The sequence below is a fragment of the Ruegeria sp. BI11 genome, from assembly GCF_056538005.1.
Window position 1 is genome coordinate 96,480 of sequence record NZ_JBQFSM010000004.1, and the last position, 14,799, is coordinate 111,278.

General features: G+C 56.9%; 15 protein-coding genes. 13 read left to right on the forward strand and 2 right to left on the reverse strand.

Annotated features, from left to right (window positions below):
* Positions 1 to 59: 59 nt before the first annotated feature.
* The 3 genes from ACR0DT_RS10970 to mutT are packed head-to-tail and all read left to right on the forward strand — an operon-like array spanning position 60 to position 2,594.
* On the forward strand, positions 60 to 908 hold the full coding sequence (locus ACR0DT_RS10970) for a peptidylprolyl isomerase (protein ID WP_480710775.1): 849 nt from the start codon (positions 60 to 62) through the stop codon (positions 906 to 908).
* A gap of 5 nt (positions 909 to 913) precedes the next feature.
* Positions 914 to 2,140 (forward strand): bifunctional glutamate N-acetyltransferase/amino-acid acetyltransferase ArgJ, encoded by a 1,227-nt coding sequence (argJ, locus tag ACR0DT_RS10975; protein WP_480710776.1) that lies wholly within the window; start codon positions 914 to 916, stop codon positions 2,138 to 2,140.
* A 55-nt stretch (positions 2,141 to 2,195) separates the two neighbouring features.
* A complete protein-coding gene (gene mutT / locus ACR0DT_RS10980) occupies positions 2,196 to 2,594 on the forward strand; it encodes an 8-oxo-dGTP diphosphatase MutT (protein WP_170334201.1) in 399 nt (132 codons plus the stop codon).
* 33 nt (positions 2,595 to 2,627) lie between these two features.
* Here the strand turns inward: mutT and ACR0DT_RS10985 are convergent, their stop codons facing one another.
* The gene (locus ACR0DT_RS10985) at positions 2,628 to 3,149 is read right to left on the reverse strand and encodes a hypothetical protein (RefSeq protein WP_480710777.1); all 522 of its coding nucleotides are present in this window, start codon (positions 3,147 to 3,149) and stop codon (positions 2,628 to 2,630) included.
* A gap of 330 nt (positions 3,150 to 3,479) precedes the next feature.
* Here ACR0DT_RS10985 and ACR0DT_RS10990 point away from each other — a divergent pair, with 330 nt between their 5' ends.
* From ACR0DT_RS10990 to ACR0DT_RS11030, 9 genes are all read left to right on the forward strand, one after another.
* Positions 3,480 to 5,423 carry an AMP-binding protein gene (locus ACR0DT_RS10990; protein WP_480711023.1) on the forward strand — a complete coding sequence of 648 codons (1,944 nt, stop codon included), beginning with the start codon at positions 3,480 to 3,482 and terminating at the stop codon, positions 5,421 to 5,423.
* Positions 5,420 to 5,680, forward strand: coding sequence for a hypothetical protein (locus ACR0DT_RS10995; protein WP_480710778.1), 261 nt, complete (start codon positions 5,420 to 5,422; stop codon positions 5,678 to 5,680). Before ACR0DT_RS10990 ends, ACR0DT_RS10995 begins: the two co-directional genes overlap by 4 nt.
* Complete coding sequence (locus tag ACR0DT_RS11000) at positions 5,673 to 6,491, forward strand: ABC transporter ATP-binding protein (RefSeq protein ID WP_480710779.1); 819 nt, start codon at positions 5,673 to 5,675, stop codon at positions 6,489 to 6,491. Before ACR0DT_RS10995 ends, ACR0DT_RS11000 begins: the two co-directional genes overlap by 8 nt.
* 29 nt (positions 6,492 to 6,520) lie before the next feature.
* Entirely contained in the window at positions 6,521 to 7,507 is a 987-nt protein-coding gene (locus tag ACR0DT_RS11005; RefSeq protein ID WP_480710780.1) for a branched-chain amino acid ABC transporter permease, read from the forward strand.
* A gap of 3 nt (positions 7,508 to 7,510) precedes the next feature.
* Positions 7,511 to 7,768 (forward strand): hypothetical protein, encoded by a 258-nt coding sequence (locus ACR0DT_RS11010; RefSeq protein WP_480710781.1) that lies wholly within the window; start codon positions 7,511 to 7,513, stop codon positions 7,766 to 7,768.
* A gap of 3 nt (positions 7,769 to 7,771) precedes the next feature.
* Positions 7,772 to 8,848 carry a branched-chain amino acid ABC transporter permease gene (locus ACR0DT_RS11015; RefSeq protein ID WP_480710782.1) on the forward strand — a complete coding sequence of 359 codons (1,077 nt, stop codon included), beginning with the start codon at positions 7,772 to 7,774 and terminating at the stop codon, positions 8,846 to 8,848.
* A gap of 73 nt (positions 8,849 to 8,921) precedes the next feature.
* Positions 8,922 to 10,205, forward strand: a complete 1,284-nt coding sequence (locus ACR0DT_RS11020) for an ABC transporter substrate-binding protein (protein ID WP_480710783.1) — start codon at positions 8,922 to 8,924, stop codon at positions 10,203 to 10,205.
* A 71-nt stretch (positions 10,206 to 10,276) separates the two neighbouring features.
* The gene (locus ACR0DT_RS11025) at positions 10,277 to 11,110 is read left to right on the forward strand and encodes an ABC transporter ATP-binding protein (RefSeq protein ID WP_480710784.1); all 834 of its coding nucleotides are present in this window, start codon (positions 10,277 to 10,279) and stop codon (positions 11,108 to 11,110) included.
* A 19-nt stretch (positions 11,111 to 11,129) separates the two neighbouring features.
* Positions 11,130 to 12,350, forward strand: a complete 1,221-nt coding sequence (locus ACR0DT_RS11030; protein WP_480710785.1) for a phenylacetate--CoA ligase family protein — start codon at positions 11,130 to 11,132, stop codon at positions 12,348 to 12,350.
* A 73-nt stretch (positions 12,351 to 12,423) separates the two neighbouring features.
* Here ACR0DT_RS11030 and ACR0DT_RS11035 read toward each other — a convergent pair whose 3' ends face one another.
* Positions 12,424 to 12,891: a hypothetical protein gene (locus ACR0DT_RS11035; protein WP_480710786.1), complete on the reverse strand. Its 468-nt coding sequence runs from the start codon at positions 12,889 to 12,891 to the stop codon at positions 12,424 to 12,426.
* 184 nt (positions 12,892 to 13,075) lie between these two features.
* On the opposite strand from ACR0DT_RS11035, the gene ACR0DT_RS11040 reads away from it, so the two are divergent.
* On the forward strand, positions 13,076 to 14,740 hold the full coding sequence (locus ACR0DT_RS11040) for an ABC transporter permease (protein WP_480710787.1): 1,665 nt from the start codon (positions 13,076 to 13,078) through the stop codon (positions 14,738 to 14,740).
* Positions 14,741 to 14,799: the final 59 nt, after the last annotated feature.

Sequence of the window (14,799 nt, forward strand, 5' to 3'; positions counted from 1 at the left end):
CGGCAGGTCCCAGAGTGTCAACGCCGCGCCCTGTCGCGGCAAAGAAATAGGATGATTCCATGCCCAAAGGCCTCACTTTTCTGCCATCTCTGGCGTTTGCTGCCGTGCTGGCCCTGCCATTGGCCGCCGAAACTAAGCCTGATGCTGCCACCGTGGTCGCGCGCGTAAACGGGGATGAGATCACATTGGGTCACGTCATCGCCACCGCGGCCGCTCTGCCCGAGCAATATCAGCAGATCGAAGATGACGTTCTGTATGATCTGATCTTAGACCAGATGATCCAGCAGCAATTGCTGAGCCAACAGCAGGAGGCGCTAAGTAAACTGAACAGGTTGGCCCTTGAAAACGAGGAACGTTCATTGCGGGCAGTGCAGACGGTAGATGCACTGATCGACGAAAATCTGACTGACGACGTGATTCAGGAGGCGTATGACGCCCAGTATGCGGATTTCGAAGGCGCGGATGAGTTCAACGCCAGCCATATTCTGGTGGAAACGGAAGATCAAGCCAAGGACATCAAGGCGCAGCTGGATGATGGCGCTGACTTTGCTGAGATGGCCAAAGAACATTCCACGGGCCCGTCAGGCCCGAACGGGGGTGAGCTGGGCTGGTTTGGACCGGGCCAGATGGTTCCGGAATTTGAGGCGGCCGTGATTGCGTTGGACAAGGGGCAGGTATCCGAGCCAGTGCAAACTCAGTTCGGCTGGCATCTGGTCACCCTGAACGACAAGCGCAAAACCGAAGCGCCCGAGCTGGAACAAGTGCGTGCTGAGCTGACTCAGACCCTGCAGCAGGGTGTCATTCAGGCGCGGATCGACGAATTGACCCGCGAAGCTGACATCGACCGCCCCGCCGCCGAGGGCGCTGGCCCTGAAGCGCTGCGTCAGATCGAACTGATTCAGGAGTAACCCTCGTGGCCACTATCACCAAGGTTTCCCCGCTGGCCCCGGCGGCTTTTCCCGATCTGCCCGCGATAGATGGTGTGCGATTTGCCACCGTCGAGGCCGGTGTGCGCTATCAGGGCCGCACCGATGTCATGTTGGCGGTATTGGACCCCGGCACCTCGGTGGCAGGAGTGTTTACCCGATCTGCCACACGCGCGGCCCCGGTTCTGGACTGTCAGGACAAGATCGGCGGCGCCAGTGACGGGCCTGCGGCGATCCTGGTGAATTCGGGCAATGCCAATGCCTTTACCGGCCACTATGGTCAGACCTCGGTGACCGAGGTGACGCAGGCCGTGTCCAGCGCAACTGGTGTTCCGGTTGCGCGGGTCTTTACCTCGTCCACTGGCGTGATCGGTGAGCCGCTGCCCCATGACCGCATCGTGTCGCAGCTTGAGACCCTGAAAGCGGGCCTGAGCCGTCACGCGGTCGAGGACGCGGCGCGGGCCATCATGACCACGGATACCTTCCCGAAAGGAGCTTCGGCGCAGGTCGAGATTGATGGCAAAACAGTCTCTATTGCGGGGATTGCCAAGGGGTCAGGCATGATCGCCCCGGATATGGCGACAATGCTGGTTTACATCTTCACCGACGCGCAGGTCGAACAATCCGCGCTGCAGGCAATGCTGGGCGCGCAGACCGACCGGACCTTCAACTGCATCACCGTGGACAGCGACACCTCGACTTCCGACTGTCTTTTGCTGTGCGCAACCGGGGCGTCGGGTGTGGATGCGACGGGCAACGCTGCCTTTGCTGACGCGCTGGAAGGTGTGATGTTGGATTTGGCGCAGCAAGTGGTGCGCGACGGTGAAGGGGCCACGAAATTCGTAGAAATCCGAGTGACCGGGGCGGCCTCGGACGCGGATGCCAAGGTGCATGGGCTCGCAATCGCCAACTCTCCGTTGGTGAAAACCGCCATCGCGGGCGAGGACCCGAATTGGGGCCGCGTGGTCATGGCCATCGGGAAATCCGGTGCCGCAGCGGATCGCGACCTGCTAAGCATTTCTTTCGGCGACATTCTGGTAGCCGAAAAAGGCTGGGTCAGCCCCGGTTACAGTGAAGACGCCGCCGCCGCCTATATGAAAAGTCAGGACCTCGTGATCTCGGTCGATCTGGGTCTGGGCGAGGGCAAATCCACCGTTTGGACCTGCGACCTGACCCACGGATACATTGAGATCAACGCGGATTATCGCTCGTGAAACCGGAGCAATTCCAGCAAAAGTGGAGCCCGGTTTTGCGTCCGGGATTGCGGCCATGAAAACCGTATTAGTGTCTGCTGTCGCCCTGATCGATATCGAGGGCCGGGTCTTGCTGGCGCAGCGCCCGGAAGGCAAATCCATGGCAGGCTTGTGGGAGTTCCCCGGCGGCAAGATCGAGCCCGGCGAAACCCCCGAGGCCGCGTTGATCCGCGAATTGCATGAGGAACTGGGCATCGATACCTGGGCCTCGTGCCTCGCCCCGCTAACCTTTGCCAGCCACAGCTATGACGATTTCCACCTGCTGATGCCACTGTTTGCCTGCCGCAAATGGGAAGGCATTCCGCAATCTAAGGAGGGTCAGGCATTGAAATGGGTCCGCGCGAATGATCTGCGCAATTACCCAATGCCGGCTGCTGATGTGCCTTTAATCCCGATTTTGAGGGATTGGTTGTGAATCCTGTGCCTAGCTAACTCAACATCGCCGATGTCACTGTTTGACCCACACTTTATCTGGGATTTCAAGCTTAGAAGGTTCAGAAGTGAAACTGTCTTGCCATTTCACGCCCTTGAGACATTTAACTTTTGAGCCAGTAACTAGATTGATATCTGCTGGCGCGGCCATGGCTCCCAAAAGTCTCACATTAGAGCGTTTTCTCTCGGAAATCACCTTCAGTTCATTGACCAGCCAGGTCGCGCTTCCGAGTTGTGTCTTGATCGCTGTATTGCCTGAAAAAAGTTTGGCTTTTTCCAAGAACTCTTTTCTCGGAACATTACCCAGATAACCAACGCAGGCATACGCTCTATTTTTGACCCTTACCACTTTGTGAAATGTGACAAGTTGATGCCAGTTGTTTCCCAGCTCCTTTACCTGCGCTCCATGAGTAGTAACCTCAAATGTGTTGTCGATTACCACGAACACCTTCGCCGCAGCACCACTGCTTACGATAGTGGAAAGCAATAGGCTCACCAGTCCGGTTATCAACGCGCTACTTTTTGCTTTAATTTTCATTCGCCTACCAATTATCGAATATATGTGGACACCCTACGTAACAAAGAAGAGGGTGTGAAGCATTGCGCTTTGAATGGCCCCGATAGGCTGTTTAGCATTTGTGTTCTGAGTGCTGCCGGAATTTCGACATTGGTGGAACGGTCCCCTCCCCTGTTACAATTCGTAAGAATTGAGAAAACATCAGGAAAAAGTTGACGCTGATCTTTCTCGCGTCCCTTATCGGGGCATTGGCGTTCAGGGATTCAACCTGGACCCGCCATTTCCGGCCCTAGGAGGGGCCGGATGGGGAGGAGAGGAAGATTGGCTCAGACGCAGTCGGGCGCCGCGGGGATGCACTCCCTTGCTGCGCTGCTACACCGCAATGCGACGCAGTTCGGGGACGCCCCGGCCTATCGGGAAAAGGAATTCGGCATCTGGCAATGCTGGACCTGGGCTGAGACAGCCAAGGAAGTCCGGGCGCTGGCACTGGGATTTTTGGAGCTTGGTGTCGAAAAGGGTGACCACATTGCTGTGATCGGCCGCAACCGCCCGGCGCATTACTGGTCGATGGTGGCCGCGCAGATGGTCGGTGCGGTGCCGGTTCCGCTGTATCAGGACGCAGTGGCCGAAGAGATGGCCTATGTGCTGGAACACTGCGGTGCGAAATACGTCGTCTGTGGTGATCAGGAACAGGTCGATAAAGTCATCGAGATTCAGGAAAACCTGCATCAGGTCAAACACATCCTCTATACCGACAAGCGGGGGATGCGGAAATACGACCATTCCCAAATGAATGCGCTGGACGACATCATGGCCGAGGGCCGTGCCGGTCACGCACGGTTTGACGCCGAGTTGGATAAGCGCATTGCCGCGATCACTTACGACGATACCTGCGTGATGCTTTATACCTCGGGCACCACTGGTAAGCCGAAAGGCGTGGTCCTGTCGAACCGGAACGTTATTGAAAGTGCAAAGAACTCTGCCGAGTTCGATCATTTGAACCGGAATGAAGATATCCTGTCCTATCTGCCGATGGCTTGGGTGGGTGATTTCATCTTTTCGATCGGTCAGGCCTATTGGTGCGGCTTCTGCGTGAACTGCCCCGAAAGTGCCGACACAATGATGACCGATCTGCGCGAGATCGGGCCGACCTATTTCTTCGCCCCGCCGCGTGTGTTCGAGACGCAGCTGACCAATGTGATGATCCGGATGGAGGATGCGGGCAAGCTGAAGCAGCGCATGTTCCATCACTTCATGGCCCATGCGAAGAAGGTCGGAGGATTGTTGTTGGACGGTAAGCCGGTTGGGTTTGGTGACCGTATCAAATACGCGCTGGGCAATCTGCTGGTCTACGGTCCGCTGAAGGATACACTGGGCTATGGCCGGTTCCGGGTGGGCTATACGGCGGGTGAGGCGATTGGACCGGAGATTTTCGATTTCTACCGCTCACTCGGCATCAATCTGAAACAGCTGTACGGCCAGACCGAGGCCACCGTTTTCATCACCGTACAACCAGATGGCGAAGTGCGTGCGGATACGGTTGGCGTTCCAGCGCCAGATGTGGAACTGAAAATCGACGACAATGGTGAGATTCACTATCGCTCGCCCGGGGTTTTTGTTGAGTATTTCAAAAACCCGGACTCGACTGCTTCGACCAAGGATGCCGAAGGTTGGGTGGCCACTGGGGACGCTGGTTTTATTGAGGAAGACACCGGCCATCTGCGCATTATCGACCGGGCCAAGGATGTGGGCAAAATGGCCGACGGGTCGATGTTCGCGCCGAAATATGTCGAGAATAAGCTGAAGTTTTATCCCGATATCCTCGAGGTTGTGCTGTTTGGCAATGGCCGTGATCACTGCGTCGCTTTCATCAACATTGACCTGACGGCAGTGGGCAATTGGGCCGAGCGAAACAATGTCGCCTATGCCTCTTATCAGGAATTGGCAGGACATCCCCGCGTGTTAGAGACGATCAAATCCCATGTGGAAGCGGTAAACAAATCCGTTGCCGCGGATGAGATGCTCTCGGGCTGCCAGGTGCACCGCTTTGTGGTTCTGCACAAGGAACTGGATGCAGATGATGGCGAGATGACCCGTACGCGGAAGGTGCGGCGCGGGTTTGTCGAGGACAAGTTCAGCGATATCATCGCGGCGCTGTATGACGGGTCCGAGACGATCTCGACCACAACGGAAGTGACTTATGAGGACGGCCGCAAGGGATCGATCAGCGCGACGCTGGAGATCGTGGATGCGCCGGTGGTGCCGGTCGCACAGCATAAAGTGGCCGCGGAATGATGTTTATGGTCCCGGTATTATTAGTTGCATTGTCGATGGGCATTGGCGCTGGAACAGTCGTTTTTGTTTCAGAGCGAACTCCAAGCGCTCTTTCCTATGTAACTAGTGCGATCATTGGTGGATTGGTTGGTGTTATCTGCGCTTTCGCCTACCCCGCGAAGGCTTTCGACGGCGGCGCGATCTACGGATATCTCGGTGCAGGCGTGATTAGCTGTCTATTTTTGAACCGTGTAGTGAAGTGGGTGAACGATGCTTGATAGTTCCGAAGGATATGTCACCGAAGACGGCCGCAAGATCGGCGGCGTGGTGATGGAGATGAAAAACATCACCCTGCGCTTTGGCGGTGTGGTGGCGATCAAGGATATTTCGTTCGACATTCGCGAGGGTGAGATTCGCGCCATCATCGGCCCGAACGGGGCTGGCAAATCCTCGATGCTGAACGTGATCTCAGGGTTTTATGTTCCGCAAGAGGGTGAGGTTTGGTTTCATGGATCGAAACGCCCGCAGATGCGCCCTTATGAGGTGGCCCGTCAGGGCATCGCCCGGACGTTCCAGAACATTGCCCTTTTTGAAGGCATGAGCGTTCTGGACAACGTCATGACCGGGCGGTTGAACTTCATGAAGACCAATATCTTTCAGCAGGCTTGGTGGAAGGGAAAAGCCGAGGCGGAAGAGGTCGAAAACCGCGAGGCTGTCGAGAAAATCATCGACTTTTTGGAAATCCAGCACATCCGCAAAACGCCGGTATCGCGCCTGCCTTATGGTCTGAAGAAACGGGTCGAGTTGGCACGCGCCTTGGCGGCAGAGCCCAGGCTGCTGCTGCTGGATGAGCCGATGGCCGGTATGAATGTCGAAGAGAAAGAGGACATGAGCCGCTTTATCCTCGACGTAAATGACGAATTTGGCACCACCATTGCTTTGATCGAACACGATATGGGCGTGGTGATGGACCTGAGCGACCGCGTGGTCGTGATGGATTACGGCAAAAAGATCGGCGACGGCACCCCGGATGAGGTGCGCAGCAACCAGGACGTCATCGACGCTTATTTGGGGGTCAGTCATGACTGAGCATCGGACAGACATGGGGAGAGGCGCAGATGCCTGAACAACTCGTATTCGCGATGGAGGTCATCCTCAACGGTCTGATGGCCGGGGTGCTGTATGCGCTGGTCGCGCTGGGCTTTGTGCTGATCTATAAGGCGTCCGGAATTTTCAATTATGCACAAGGGGTTATGGCGCTGTTTGCTGCGATGACGCTGGTTGGGATCATGAACGGGCAGGTGCCTTTTGCGCATCTGATCAACGCGACATTCGGCACTCATGTGCATGATTTCGGCTGGACCGTTCCGGCGTTGCTGGCGATCCTGATGACCATGGCGGTGATGGTGCTACTGGCCTGGGCAGTGCAACGGTTCGTCATGCGCCATCTGGTGGGGCAAGAGCCGATTATCCTGTTCATGGCCACCATCGGTCTGGCCTATTTCCTTGAAGGCGTTGCCGACCTGATGTGGGGGTCCGAGATCAAGACGCTGGATGTGGGATTGCCGCAGGGCATCAACCTGTGGATTGACGAGAGCACTTTTAACATCTTCGGTTACGGCTTCTTCATCGACAATCTGGACATCGTGGCGACCGTGATTGCGGCGCTGCTGGTGGCTGCACTGGTGGCGTTCAGCCAGTATACCAAGCAGGGCCGGGCGATGCGCGCAGTGGCCGATGACCATCAGGCAGCACTTTCGGTGGGTATCTCGCTGAATTTCATCTGGATCATGGTCTGGTCAGTGGCCGGGTTCGTGGCGCTGGTGGCCGGCATCATGTGGGGCACCAAGTCGGGCGTACAGTTTTCGCTGTCGCTGATCGCGCTCAAGGCGCTGCCGGTGCTGATGCTGGGCGGGTTTACTTCGATCCCCGGTGCCATCGTCGGTGGATTGATCATCGGTGTGGGTGAGAAACTGTTCGAGTTCGCCATCGGCCCGCTGGTCGGCGGCGCGACCGAGAACTGGTTTGCCTATGTTCTGGCGTTGATCTTCCTGGTGTTCCGACCCCAAGGTCTCTTCGGTGAGAAAATTATCGAGAGGGTGTAGGGCATGACCAAACTGATCGCCATCATCAATGTCATTGCATGGGCCGGGTTTTGGGCCTTTGGGTATATCGCCGTCACCTCGGACGACTTGACCGAAAGCCAGTTGGTGGTCGCTGCGATACTGGCTTTTGCAGGGCTGATCACGGGCGTTCTGGCCTACATGAAACTGGTGCGCAATTCCGAGGTGAGCGGCTACGCCAAAGGCACGAACCAACTGAATACCGAGGCCCGTAACCGGGCGCAGGAAGAGTGGGAGAAGTAAGTCATGTTCTACCGTGAGGCCGGGGATTTCAAAACCTCCTACGTCGATGACAACCAGACCTTCCCGATCAAGTTCGACCGGTATCGATATTATGTCGTGGTGGCGGTAGCCTTTGGGATCATTCCGTTCCTCATCAATGATTACTGGGCCAACGCACTGCTGTTGCCGTTTTTGATCTATGCGATTGCAGCGATCGGACTGAACATTCTGGTCGGCTATTGCGGTCAGGTCAGCCTAGGCACCGGGGGCTTCATGGCCGTCGGGGCGTATGCCTGCTACAAGTTGATGACTGCTTTCCCCGATGTCAGCATGTTTATCCACGTCATCCTCGCCGGTGGGATCACCGCCATTGTTGGCGTGTTGTTCGGCCTGCCAAGCCTGCGGATCAAGGGATTCTACTTGGCAGTGGCGACACTGGCCGCACAGTTTTTTCTTGTTTGGCTGTTCAACCGGGTGCCGTGGTTCTACAACTACTCGGCTTCGGGCCAAATCAACGCGCCCGAGCGGGATGTGTTTGGTATCATTATCACCGGTCCGAATGCTCCGGCCTGGGCGACCTATTTGTTCTGCCTGATCTTCCTGGCTATCAGCGCCCTGATCGCGCGCAACCTGACGCGCGGCACCACGGGGCGCAGTTGGATGGCGATCCGTGACATGGATATCGCCGCCGAAATCATCGGGGTAAACCCGCTGAAGGCGAAACTGACCGCCTTTGCCGTCAGCTCGTTCTTTGTGGGCATCGCCGGGGCGCTTTTCTTTGCGGTCTATCTGGGCGCGGTCGAAGTGGGCGAAGTTTTTGGCATCCAGAAATCATTCCTGGTGCTGTTTATGATCATTATCGGCGGATTAGGGTCTATTTTTGGCTCATTCGCGGGGGCGGCGTTTCTGGTACTGCTGCCCGTGGTGCTGAAGGTAGTTGGCGCTGACTGGCTGGGTTGGCCCACCGATATCGTGGCGCATCTGCAGTTGGTGATCGTCGGTGCGCTGATCGTCATGTTCCTGATCCTGGAACCACACGGTCTGGCGCAGCTGTGGCGCGTGGCGAAAGAGAAACTCAGACTCTGGCCGTTCCCGCACTAAGGGGCAGGCCCAATCAAATAACGGGTGCAAAGCCCGACCCAAACATCGGACCAACCAAGGGAGGAGACACCCGATGAAATTGAAACTGGCAACCGCGGCGCTGAGCGCCCTGATGGCTGCAGCTCCGGCCATGGCGGATCTTGTGATCCCCGATCTGAGCTATCGTACTGGCCCATTTGCCGCTGGCGGCATTCCATTCTCGGATGGCTACAACGACTATTTCACGATGCTGAATGAGCGTGACGGCGGCATCGGCGGCGTGCCGATCCGCATGGTCGAATGCGAAACCGGGTATACGACCGAAAAGGGCGTCGAATGCTATGAGGCCACAAAAAACGAAGGGTCTCTTGTCTATCAGCCGCTGTCGACCGGGATTACCTATCAGTTGATCCCAAAGGTTTCTGCGGATGGCATTCCGCTACACACGATGGGTTATGGTCGGACTTCGGCGGCCAACGGCAAAGTATTTGAATGGGTGTTCAACTATCCGGCCAACTATTGGAACGGCGCATCCGGTGCGATCAATCACCTGCTGGAGGAAAACGGCGGTGACCTGAGCGGCAAGAAAGTCGCGCTGGTCTATCATAATTCGGCCTACGGCAAGGAGCCGATCCGCACGCTGGAAGAACTGTCCAAAAAGCATGGGTACGAGCTTGCCCTGCTGCCAGTCGATTCCCCTGGTCAGGAACAAAAATCCCAGTGGCTGCAAATTCGCCGGGATCGGCCCGATTATGTCATTCTCTGGGGCTGGGGCGTTATGAACCAGGTCGCCATTCAGGAAGCCGCGAACATCCGTTTCCCGATGGAGAACATGATCGGCATCTGGTGGTCCGGGGCTGAGCCCGATGTCATTCCGTCGGGTGAGGCATCCAACGGCTATAAGGCGCTGGCCTTTACCGCAACGGGTGATGACTTTCCTGTCTTCGACGACATCAAGAAATATGTCCACGAAACAGGCAAAGCGGCCGGTGCCGGTGATAAGGTCGGAACTGTTCAGTACAACCGCGCGGTTTATGCCGCGATGTTGGCAGCCGAAGCCATCAGAACAGCGCAGGAAATTCACGGCGTCGCCGACATTACGCCTGTCATGATGCGCGATGGCATGGAAGCGCTCAGCATCACCGAGGACAGAATGGCCGAACTTGGCATGAGCGGTTTTGGTCCGACATTCGACGTTAGCTGTGAAAACCACGGTGGTCCCGGTCTGGTCGGTGTCACGCAATGGGATGCATCTGCGCAAACGTGGAATGTCATTTCCGACTTCAAACCCACAGATGCCGAGGTGATCGGCGCGCTGATCGACGAAGATTCCGCGGCTTACGCGTCGGAGAACAACCTCGAAGGGCGCTGCAACTAAGGCGCGACAAGAACCGGGGTGGCGGCAGACCGCCGCCCCACACTTAGAACACATGGCATGAGGGTTCACTGATGCTGGATGCGGCACAAACCACCGATGTACAGGCCGAAACCCTGTTGGAAGTCAACAATATCGAGGTGATCTACAACCACGTCATCCTTGTGTTGAAAGGCGTCAGCCTGACTGTGCCCAAGGGCGGGATCACCGCATTGCTGGGCGGCAATGGGGCGGGCAAGACCACAACGCTCAAGGCGGTGTCGAACCTGCTGCAGTCGGAGCGCGGCGAAGTCACCAAGGGCACGATCACCTATCGCGGCACCAGCGTGCATGAAAGCGATCCGGCCGATCTAGTGGAAAAGGGCGTCATTCAGGTGATGGAAGGCCGCCATTGTTTTGAACACCTGACGGTCGAGGAAAACCTGATGACCGGGGCCTATACCCGCAAGGATGGCAACGCGGCGATTCAGCAGGATCTTGAGCTTGTGTATTCCTATTTCCCGCGACTCAAGGAGCGCCGCCGCTCGCAGGCGGGCTATACTTCGGGTGGGGAACAGCAGATGGTGGCAATGGGCCGGGCGCTGATGTCTCGGCCGGAAACGATCCTGCTGGACGAGCCCTCGATGGGTCTTGCGCCGCAGCTGGTCGAAGAGATTTTCGGCATCGTCAAGGATCTGAACGAGAAAGAAGGCGTGTCCTTCCTGCTGGCCGAACAGAACACAAATGTGGCTCTAAGGTTTGCACATTACGGTTATATTCTGGAATCGGGTCGCGTGGTGATGGACGGTCCGGCAGCAGATCTGCGTGAAAACCCGGATGTGAAAGAATTTTATCTGGGCATGTCCGATGAGGGGCGCAAAAGCTTCCGCGATGTGCGTTCGTATCGCCGCCGCAAGAGGTGGCTGTAAGCGGATGGAGGATCTGGTCATGACGAACTATTACGACGCGCTCGAGACCCGTTCAGCCGATCAGCGCACTGCCGATCAGGCACAGGCCTTGCGTGTTCAAATACAACGGGCGCTGTCTGCGCCCGGTTTTGCGGCGCATCTGGCAGGGGTTGAATGTGATGCGGTTGCCTCGGCCGAGGATCTGGTGAAACTGCCGGTGCTGCGCAAATCCGATCTGGCACAAGCGCAGGCGGCGCGCCCGCCGTTTGGCGGCTTCACGGTCACTCCGGCACGGCATTTTCACCATGTGTTTCAATCCCCCGGCCCGATCTACGAACCCGGCAGTACTGATCCCGACTGGTGGCGCATGGGTCGGTTCCTGCATGCGGCGGGTGTCGGGCCCGGTGATATCGTCCATAATTGTTTCGGCTATCACCTAACACCGGCAGGGATGATTTTCGAAAGCGGCGCACGAGCTGTTGGAGCAGCCGTTCTGCCAGCGGGCACCGGCCAGACGGAGTTGCAGGTCACTGCGGCGCGGGACGTGGGTTGTACCTCCTACGCAGGTACGCCGGATTACCTGAAGGTTATTCTGGATAAAGCGGATGAGATGGGTGTGCTGCTGAACTTTTCCACCGCCGTAGTGGGCGGGGGTGCGCTGTTCCCATCGTTGCGTAAGGATTATGCCGACCGGGGTATTTCCTGCCTACAGTGTTATGCCACTGCCGATCTTGGCAATATCGCCTATGAAAGCCCTGCGATGGAGGGGATGATCATCGACGAGCATGTAATTGTCGAGATCGTCACGCCGGGCACCGGAAACCCGGTGGCCCAAGGTGAGGTCGGTGAGGTCGTGGTGACCTCGCTGAACCCCGACTATCCGCTGATCCGGTTCGCCACTGGAGACCTTTCGGCCATCCTGCCGGGGCAATCTCCCTGCGGGCGTACCAACGCGCGGATCAAGGGTTGGATGGGCCGGGCCGATCAGACCACCAAGATCAAGGGTATGTTCGTACGGCCCGAGCAGGTGGCCGCGCTGGTCGAAAAGCATGATGAGATCGTCAAAGCCCGCGTTATTGCAGCCCGACAAGGGGAAATGGACACGATGACCGTTCAGATCGAAAGCCCGCGCGACGATGACGTGACCTATGCCAAATCCGTGATCGAGGTGTTGAAACTGAAAGGTGCGATCGAGGTCGTCGCCCCCGGCTCGCTGCCCAAAGACGGTTTGGTGATCGAGGATCAGCGGGTCTACGAGTGAAAGGGCTCAATGCGGCAGCGGTGGATCACACGCCGCACTCAACTTGCATTAGGCTGGTCTCAGGTGCCGTCGCTCATTTGCGATTCAGAACACTATTTACACGTATAGGAAATCCATCATCACGTAGTACGAAGCTGGAATACAGACTGTAAGCGAAAAGTGACTTCAAAGGATGCATGCTCCATTCGAGTTCGTTCTTTAGGATCACGCCTCCAACAATTACACCCTCTCCGTCATAGTTGTGCCCAATCCTCATTACAGTTTTTGACTGACTGATCGGTTTTGAAACATGGAAGCCGCTCGCGGCCATCCAGTCGATCAGTTTTTCTGCATCAGAAAATAACTCGGCCACGGAAAGCAGACAGAAATCCAGTTCTTCCAGAAACCTGATGTTTTTCCAATTTAGGGTCGAATTCTCCAATTCGATTGCGCCCGGCATCAGGCATTTTTCTGTAAATTCGGAATTATCGCCGATATCCGCACTTACGGGCAGGTTCTGGAAGGCTACAAGCGATAATGTGAGAAGCGCTCTATGTATCATCAAATTGCCAGTTTCAAACTCTGTGTTCAGCTGGATCTGATCTGCCAGAGCGCTGCAAGTCAGGAATTCCTCTTTAAGCCTGAGCCACTAATTGTACGTCGAGATGATTTGAGAGGTGTATTGGTGCTGGAAATTCCGACAAATTTAGTCGAAAAGGCAACCTACCACCGAGTTAAGACACCGCATGACCGAAATCGAATATTCAGAACACGGAACGCGCAATCGGGGCGTGTTTGGCACCCGGTTGGTGGCCGTGGTCGCCTATCTGGTGGCGGCGGCCTGTCTGCTGCCAATGTTGGCAGTTGTTCTGGCGGCGGTGACGGGCGGGACTGAAACGATCTCGCATCTGCTGGATACCGTGCTGCCGGGTTATGCACTGACGACGATGATTTTGGTGGTACTGGTGGCCATCGGGACCTTTTGCATCGGCGTGGGCGCGGCCTGGCTGGTGACAATGACCCGCTTTCCCGGCGTACGTTTTCTTGAGATCGCTCTGGTCCTGCCACTGGCCTTTCCGGCCTATGTTCTGGCTTATGCCTATACGTTCATTCTGGATCACCCCGGCATTGTTCAGACTACCCTGCGTGAGGTGACCGGCTGGGGTCCGCGCGACTATTGGTTCCCCGAGATCCGCTCGACTGGGGGGGCAGCGGTGATGCTGATCCTGGTTCTGTATCCTTATGTCTATTTGCTGGCCCGCGCCGCCTTTCTACAGCAAAGCTCGACCGCTTTTCTGGCCGCTCGGGCGTTGGGAAAAAGCCCGTGGCTGGCGTTCTGGCATGTGTCTTTGCCGATGGCGCGCCCGGCAATTGCCGGAGGCGTTCTGCTGGCGATCATGGAGACCATCGCTGATTTCGGCACCGTGGCCTATTTTGGCGTCCAGACCTTTGCCACCGGTATCTATACCAGCTGGTTTTCGATCGGAGATCGCGCCGCTGCCGCGCAGCTGGCCATGTGCCTGCTGGGCTTTGCCTTGCTGTTGGCCGTGATCGAACGCACTCGGCGGGGCAGGGCAAAGTATTATCAGGCGGGTAAAAGTCATGCCCCACTGCCTGCAACACCGATAAAAGGCTGGTTTGCGGTTGCGGGCTTCACGCTGTGTGCCATTCCGGTGCTGTTGGGGTTTTTGCTGCCGGTGTTCATTCTGGTTCAGATGGGGCTTGAATCCGAACAAAACCTGCTGTCGCGGCGCTATATCGGGTTTATCCAGAACTCGCTAACACTGGCAGGCACGGCCGCCGTCGTCACCGTTTTTGCGGCGATATGTATCGGATTCTATCAACGGCTGCGCCCGGGCAAAGCGTCGGCTACGGCGGGGTATGTCGCGCGGTTAGGTTATGCAGTGCCGGGTGGAGTGATCGCGGTGGGCCTTTTGGTGCCTTTCGCCAGTTTCGACAACGCGCTGGATGCCTGGATGCGCGAAACGTTTGATATATCGACCGGGCTGCTTGTCACCGGGTCTATCTGGCTGTTGATCGCCGCCTATATGGTGCGATTTCTGGCCGCTGCGCTCAGCGCTTATGAAGGCGGGCAGAGCACGGTGCATGTCAACATGGACGCTGCTGCCCGGTCTCTGGGTCAAACCCCGTTGGGAACGCTGAGACGGGTGCATCTGCCGATCCTGACGCCCTCGCTGCTAACGGCCCTGCTGATCGTCTTTGTAGACGTGATGAAAGAGCTTCCCGCTACCCTGATCATGCGGCCCTTCAACTTTGATACGCTGGCGGTGCAGGCTTATCGGCTGGCCTCGGATGAGCGGTTGGAGGGTGCCGCCGTACCCTCGCTGGTGATCCTTGCGGTGGGATTGCTGCCGGTGATTCTGATCTGCCGTCAGGTTGGGCGGCGCTAACACACGACGGACCAAAATATCACACCATTTTGTGCTTGGGCTTGATTCAAACGCGATTT

Bases quoted from the DNA above. Each gene is read 5' to 3' on its own strand.
- ACR0DT_RS10970 (WP_480710775.1), top strand. From the start codon at position 60: ATGCCCAAAGGCCTCACTTTTCTGCCATCTCTGGCGTTTGCTGCCGTG.
- mutT (WP_170334201.1), top strand. From the start codon at position 2,196: ATGAAAACCGTATTAGTGTCTGCTGTCGCCCTGATCGATATCGAGGGC.
- ACR0DT_RS10985 (WP_480710777.1), bottom strand. From the start codon at position 3,149: ATGAAAATTAAAGCAAAAAGTAGCGCGTTGATAACCGGACTGGTGAGC.
- ACR0DT_RS10990 (WP_480711023.1), top strand. From the start codon at position 3,480: ATGCACTCCCTTGCTGCGCTGCTACACCGCAATGCGACGCAGTTCGGG.
- ACR0DT_RS10995 (WP_480710778.1), top strand. From the start codon at position 5,420: ATGATGTTTATGGTCCCGGTATTATTAGTTGCATTGTCGATGGGCATT.
- ACR0DT_RS11000 (WP_480710779.1), top strand. From the start codon at position 5,673: ATGCTTGATAGTTCCGAAGGATATGTCACCGAAGACGGCCGCAAGATC.
- ACR0DT_RS11005 (WP_480710780.1), top strand. From the start codon at position 6,521: ATGCCTGAACAACTCGTATTCGCGATGGAGGTCATCCTCAACGGTCTG.
- ACR0DT_RS11010 (WP_480710781.1), top strand. From the start codon at position 7,511: ATGACCAAACTGATCGCCATCATCAATGTCATTGCATGGGCCGGGTTT.
- ACR0DT_RS11015 (WP_480710782.1), top strand. From the start codon at position 7,772: ATGTTCTACCGTGAGGCCGGGGATTTCAAAACCTCCTACGTCGATGAC.
- ACR0DT_RS11020 (WP_480710783.1), top strand. From the start codon at position 8,922: ATGAAATTGAAACTGGCAACCGCGGCGCTGAGCGCCCTGATGGCTGCA.
- ACR0DT_RS11025 (WP_480710784.1), top strand. From the start codon at position 10,277: ATGCTGGATGCGGCACAAACCACCGATGTACAGGCCGAAACCCTGTTG.
- ACR0DT_RS11030 (WP_480710785.1), top strand. From the start codon at position 11,130: ATGACGAACTATTACGACGCGCTCGAGACCCGTTCAGCCGATCAGCGC.
- ACR0DT_RS11035 (WP_480710786.1), bottom strand. From the start codon at position 12,891: ATGATACATAGAGCGCTTCTCACATTATCGCTTGTAGCCTTCCAGAAC.
- ACR0DT_RS11040 (WP_480710787.1), top strand. From the start codon at position 13,076: ATGACCGAAATCGAATATTCAGAACACGGAACGCGCAATCGGGGCGTG.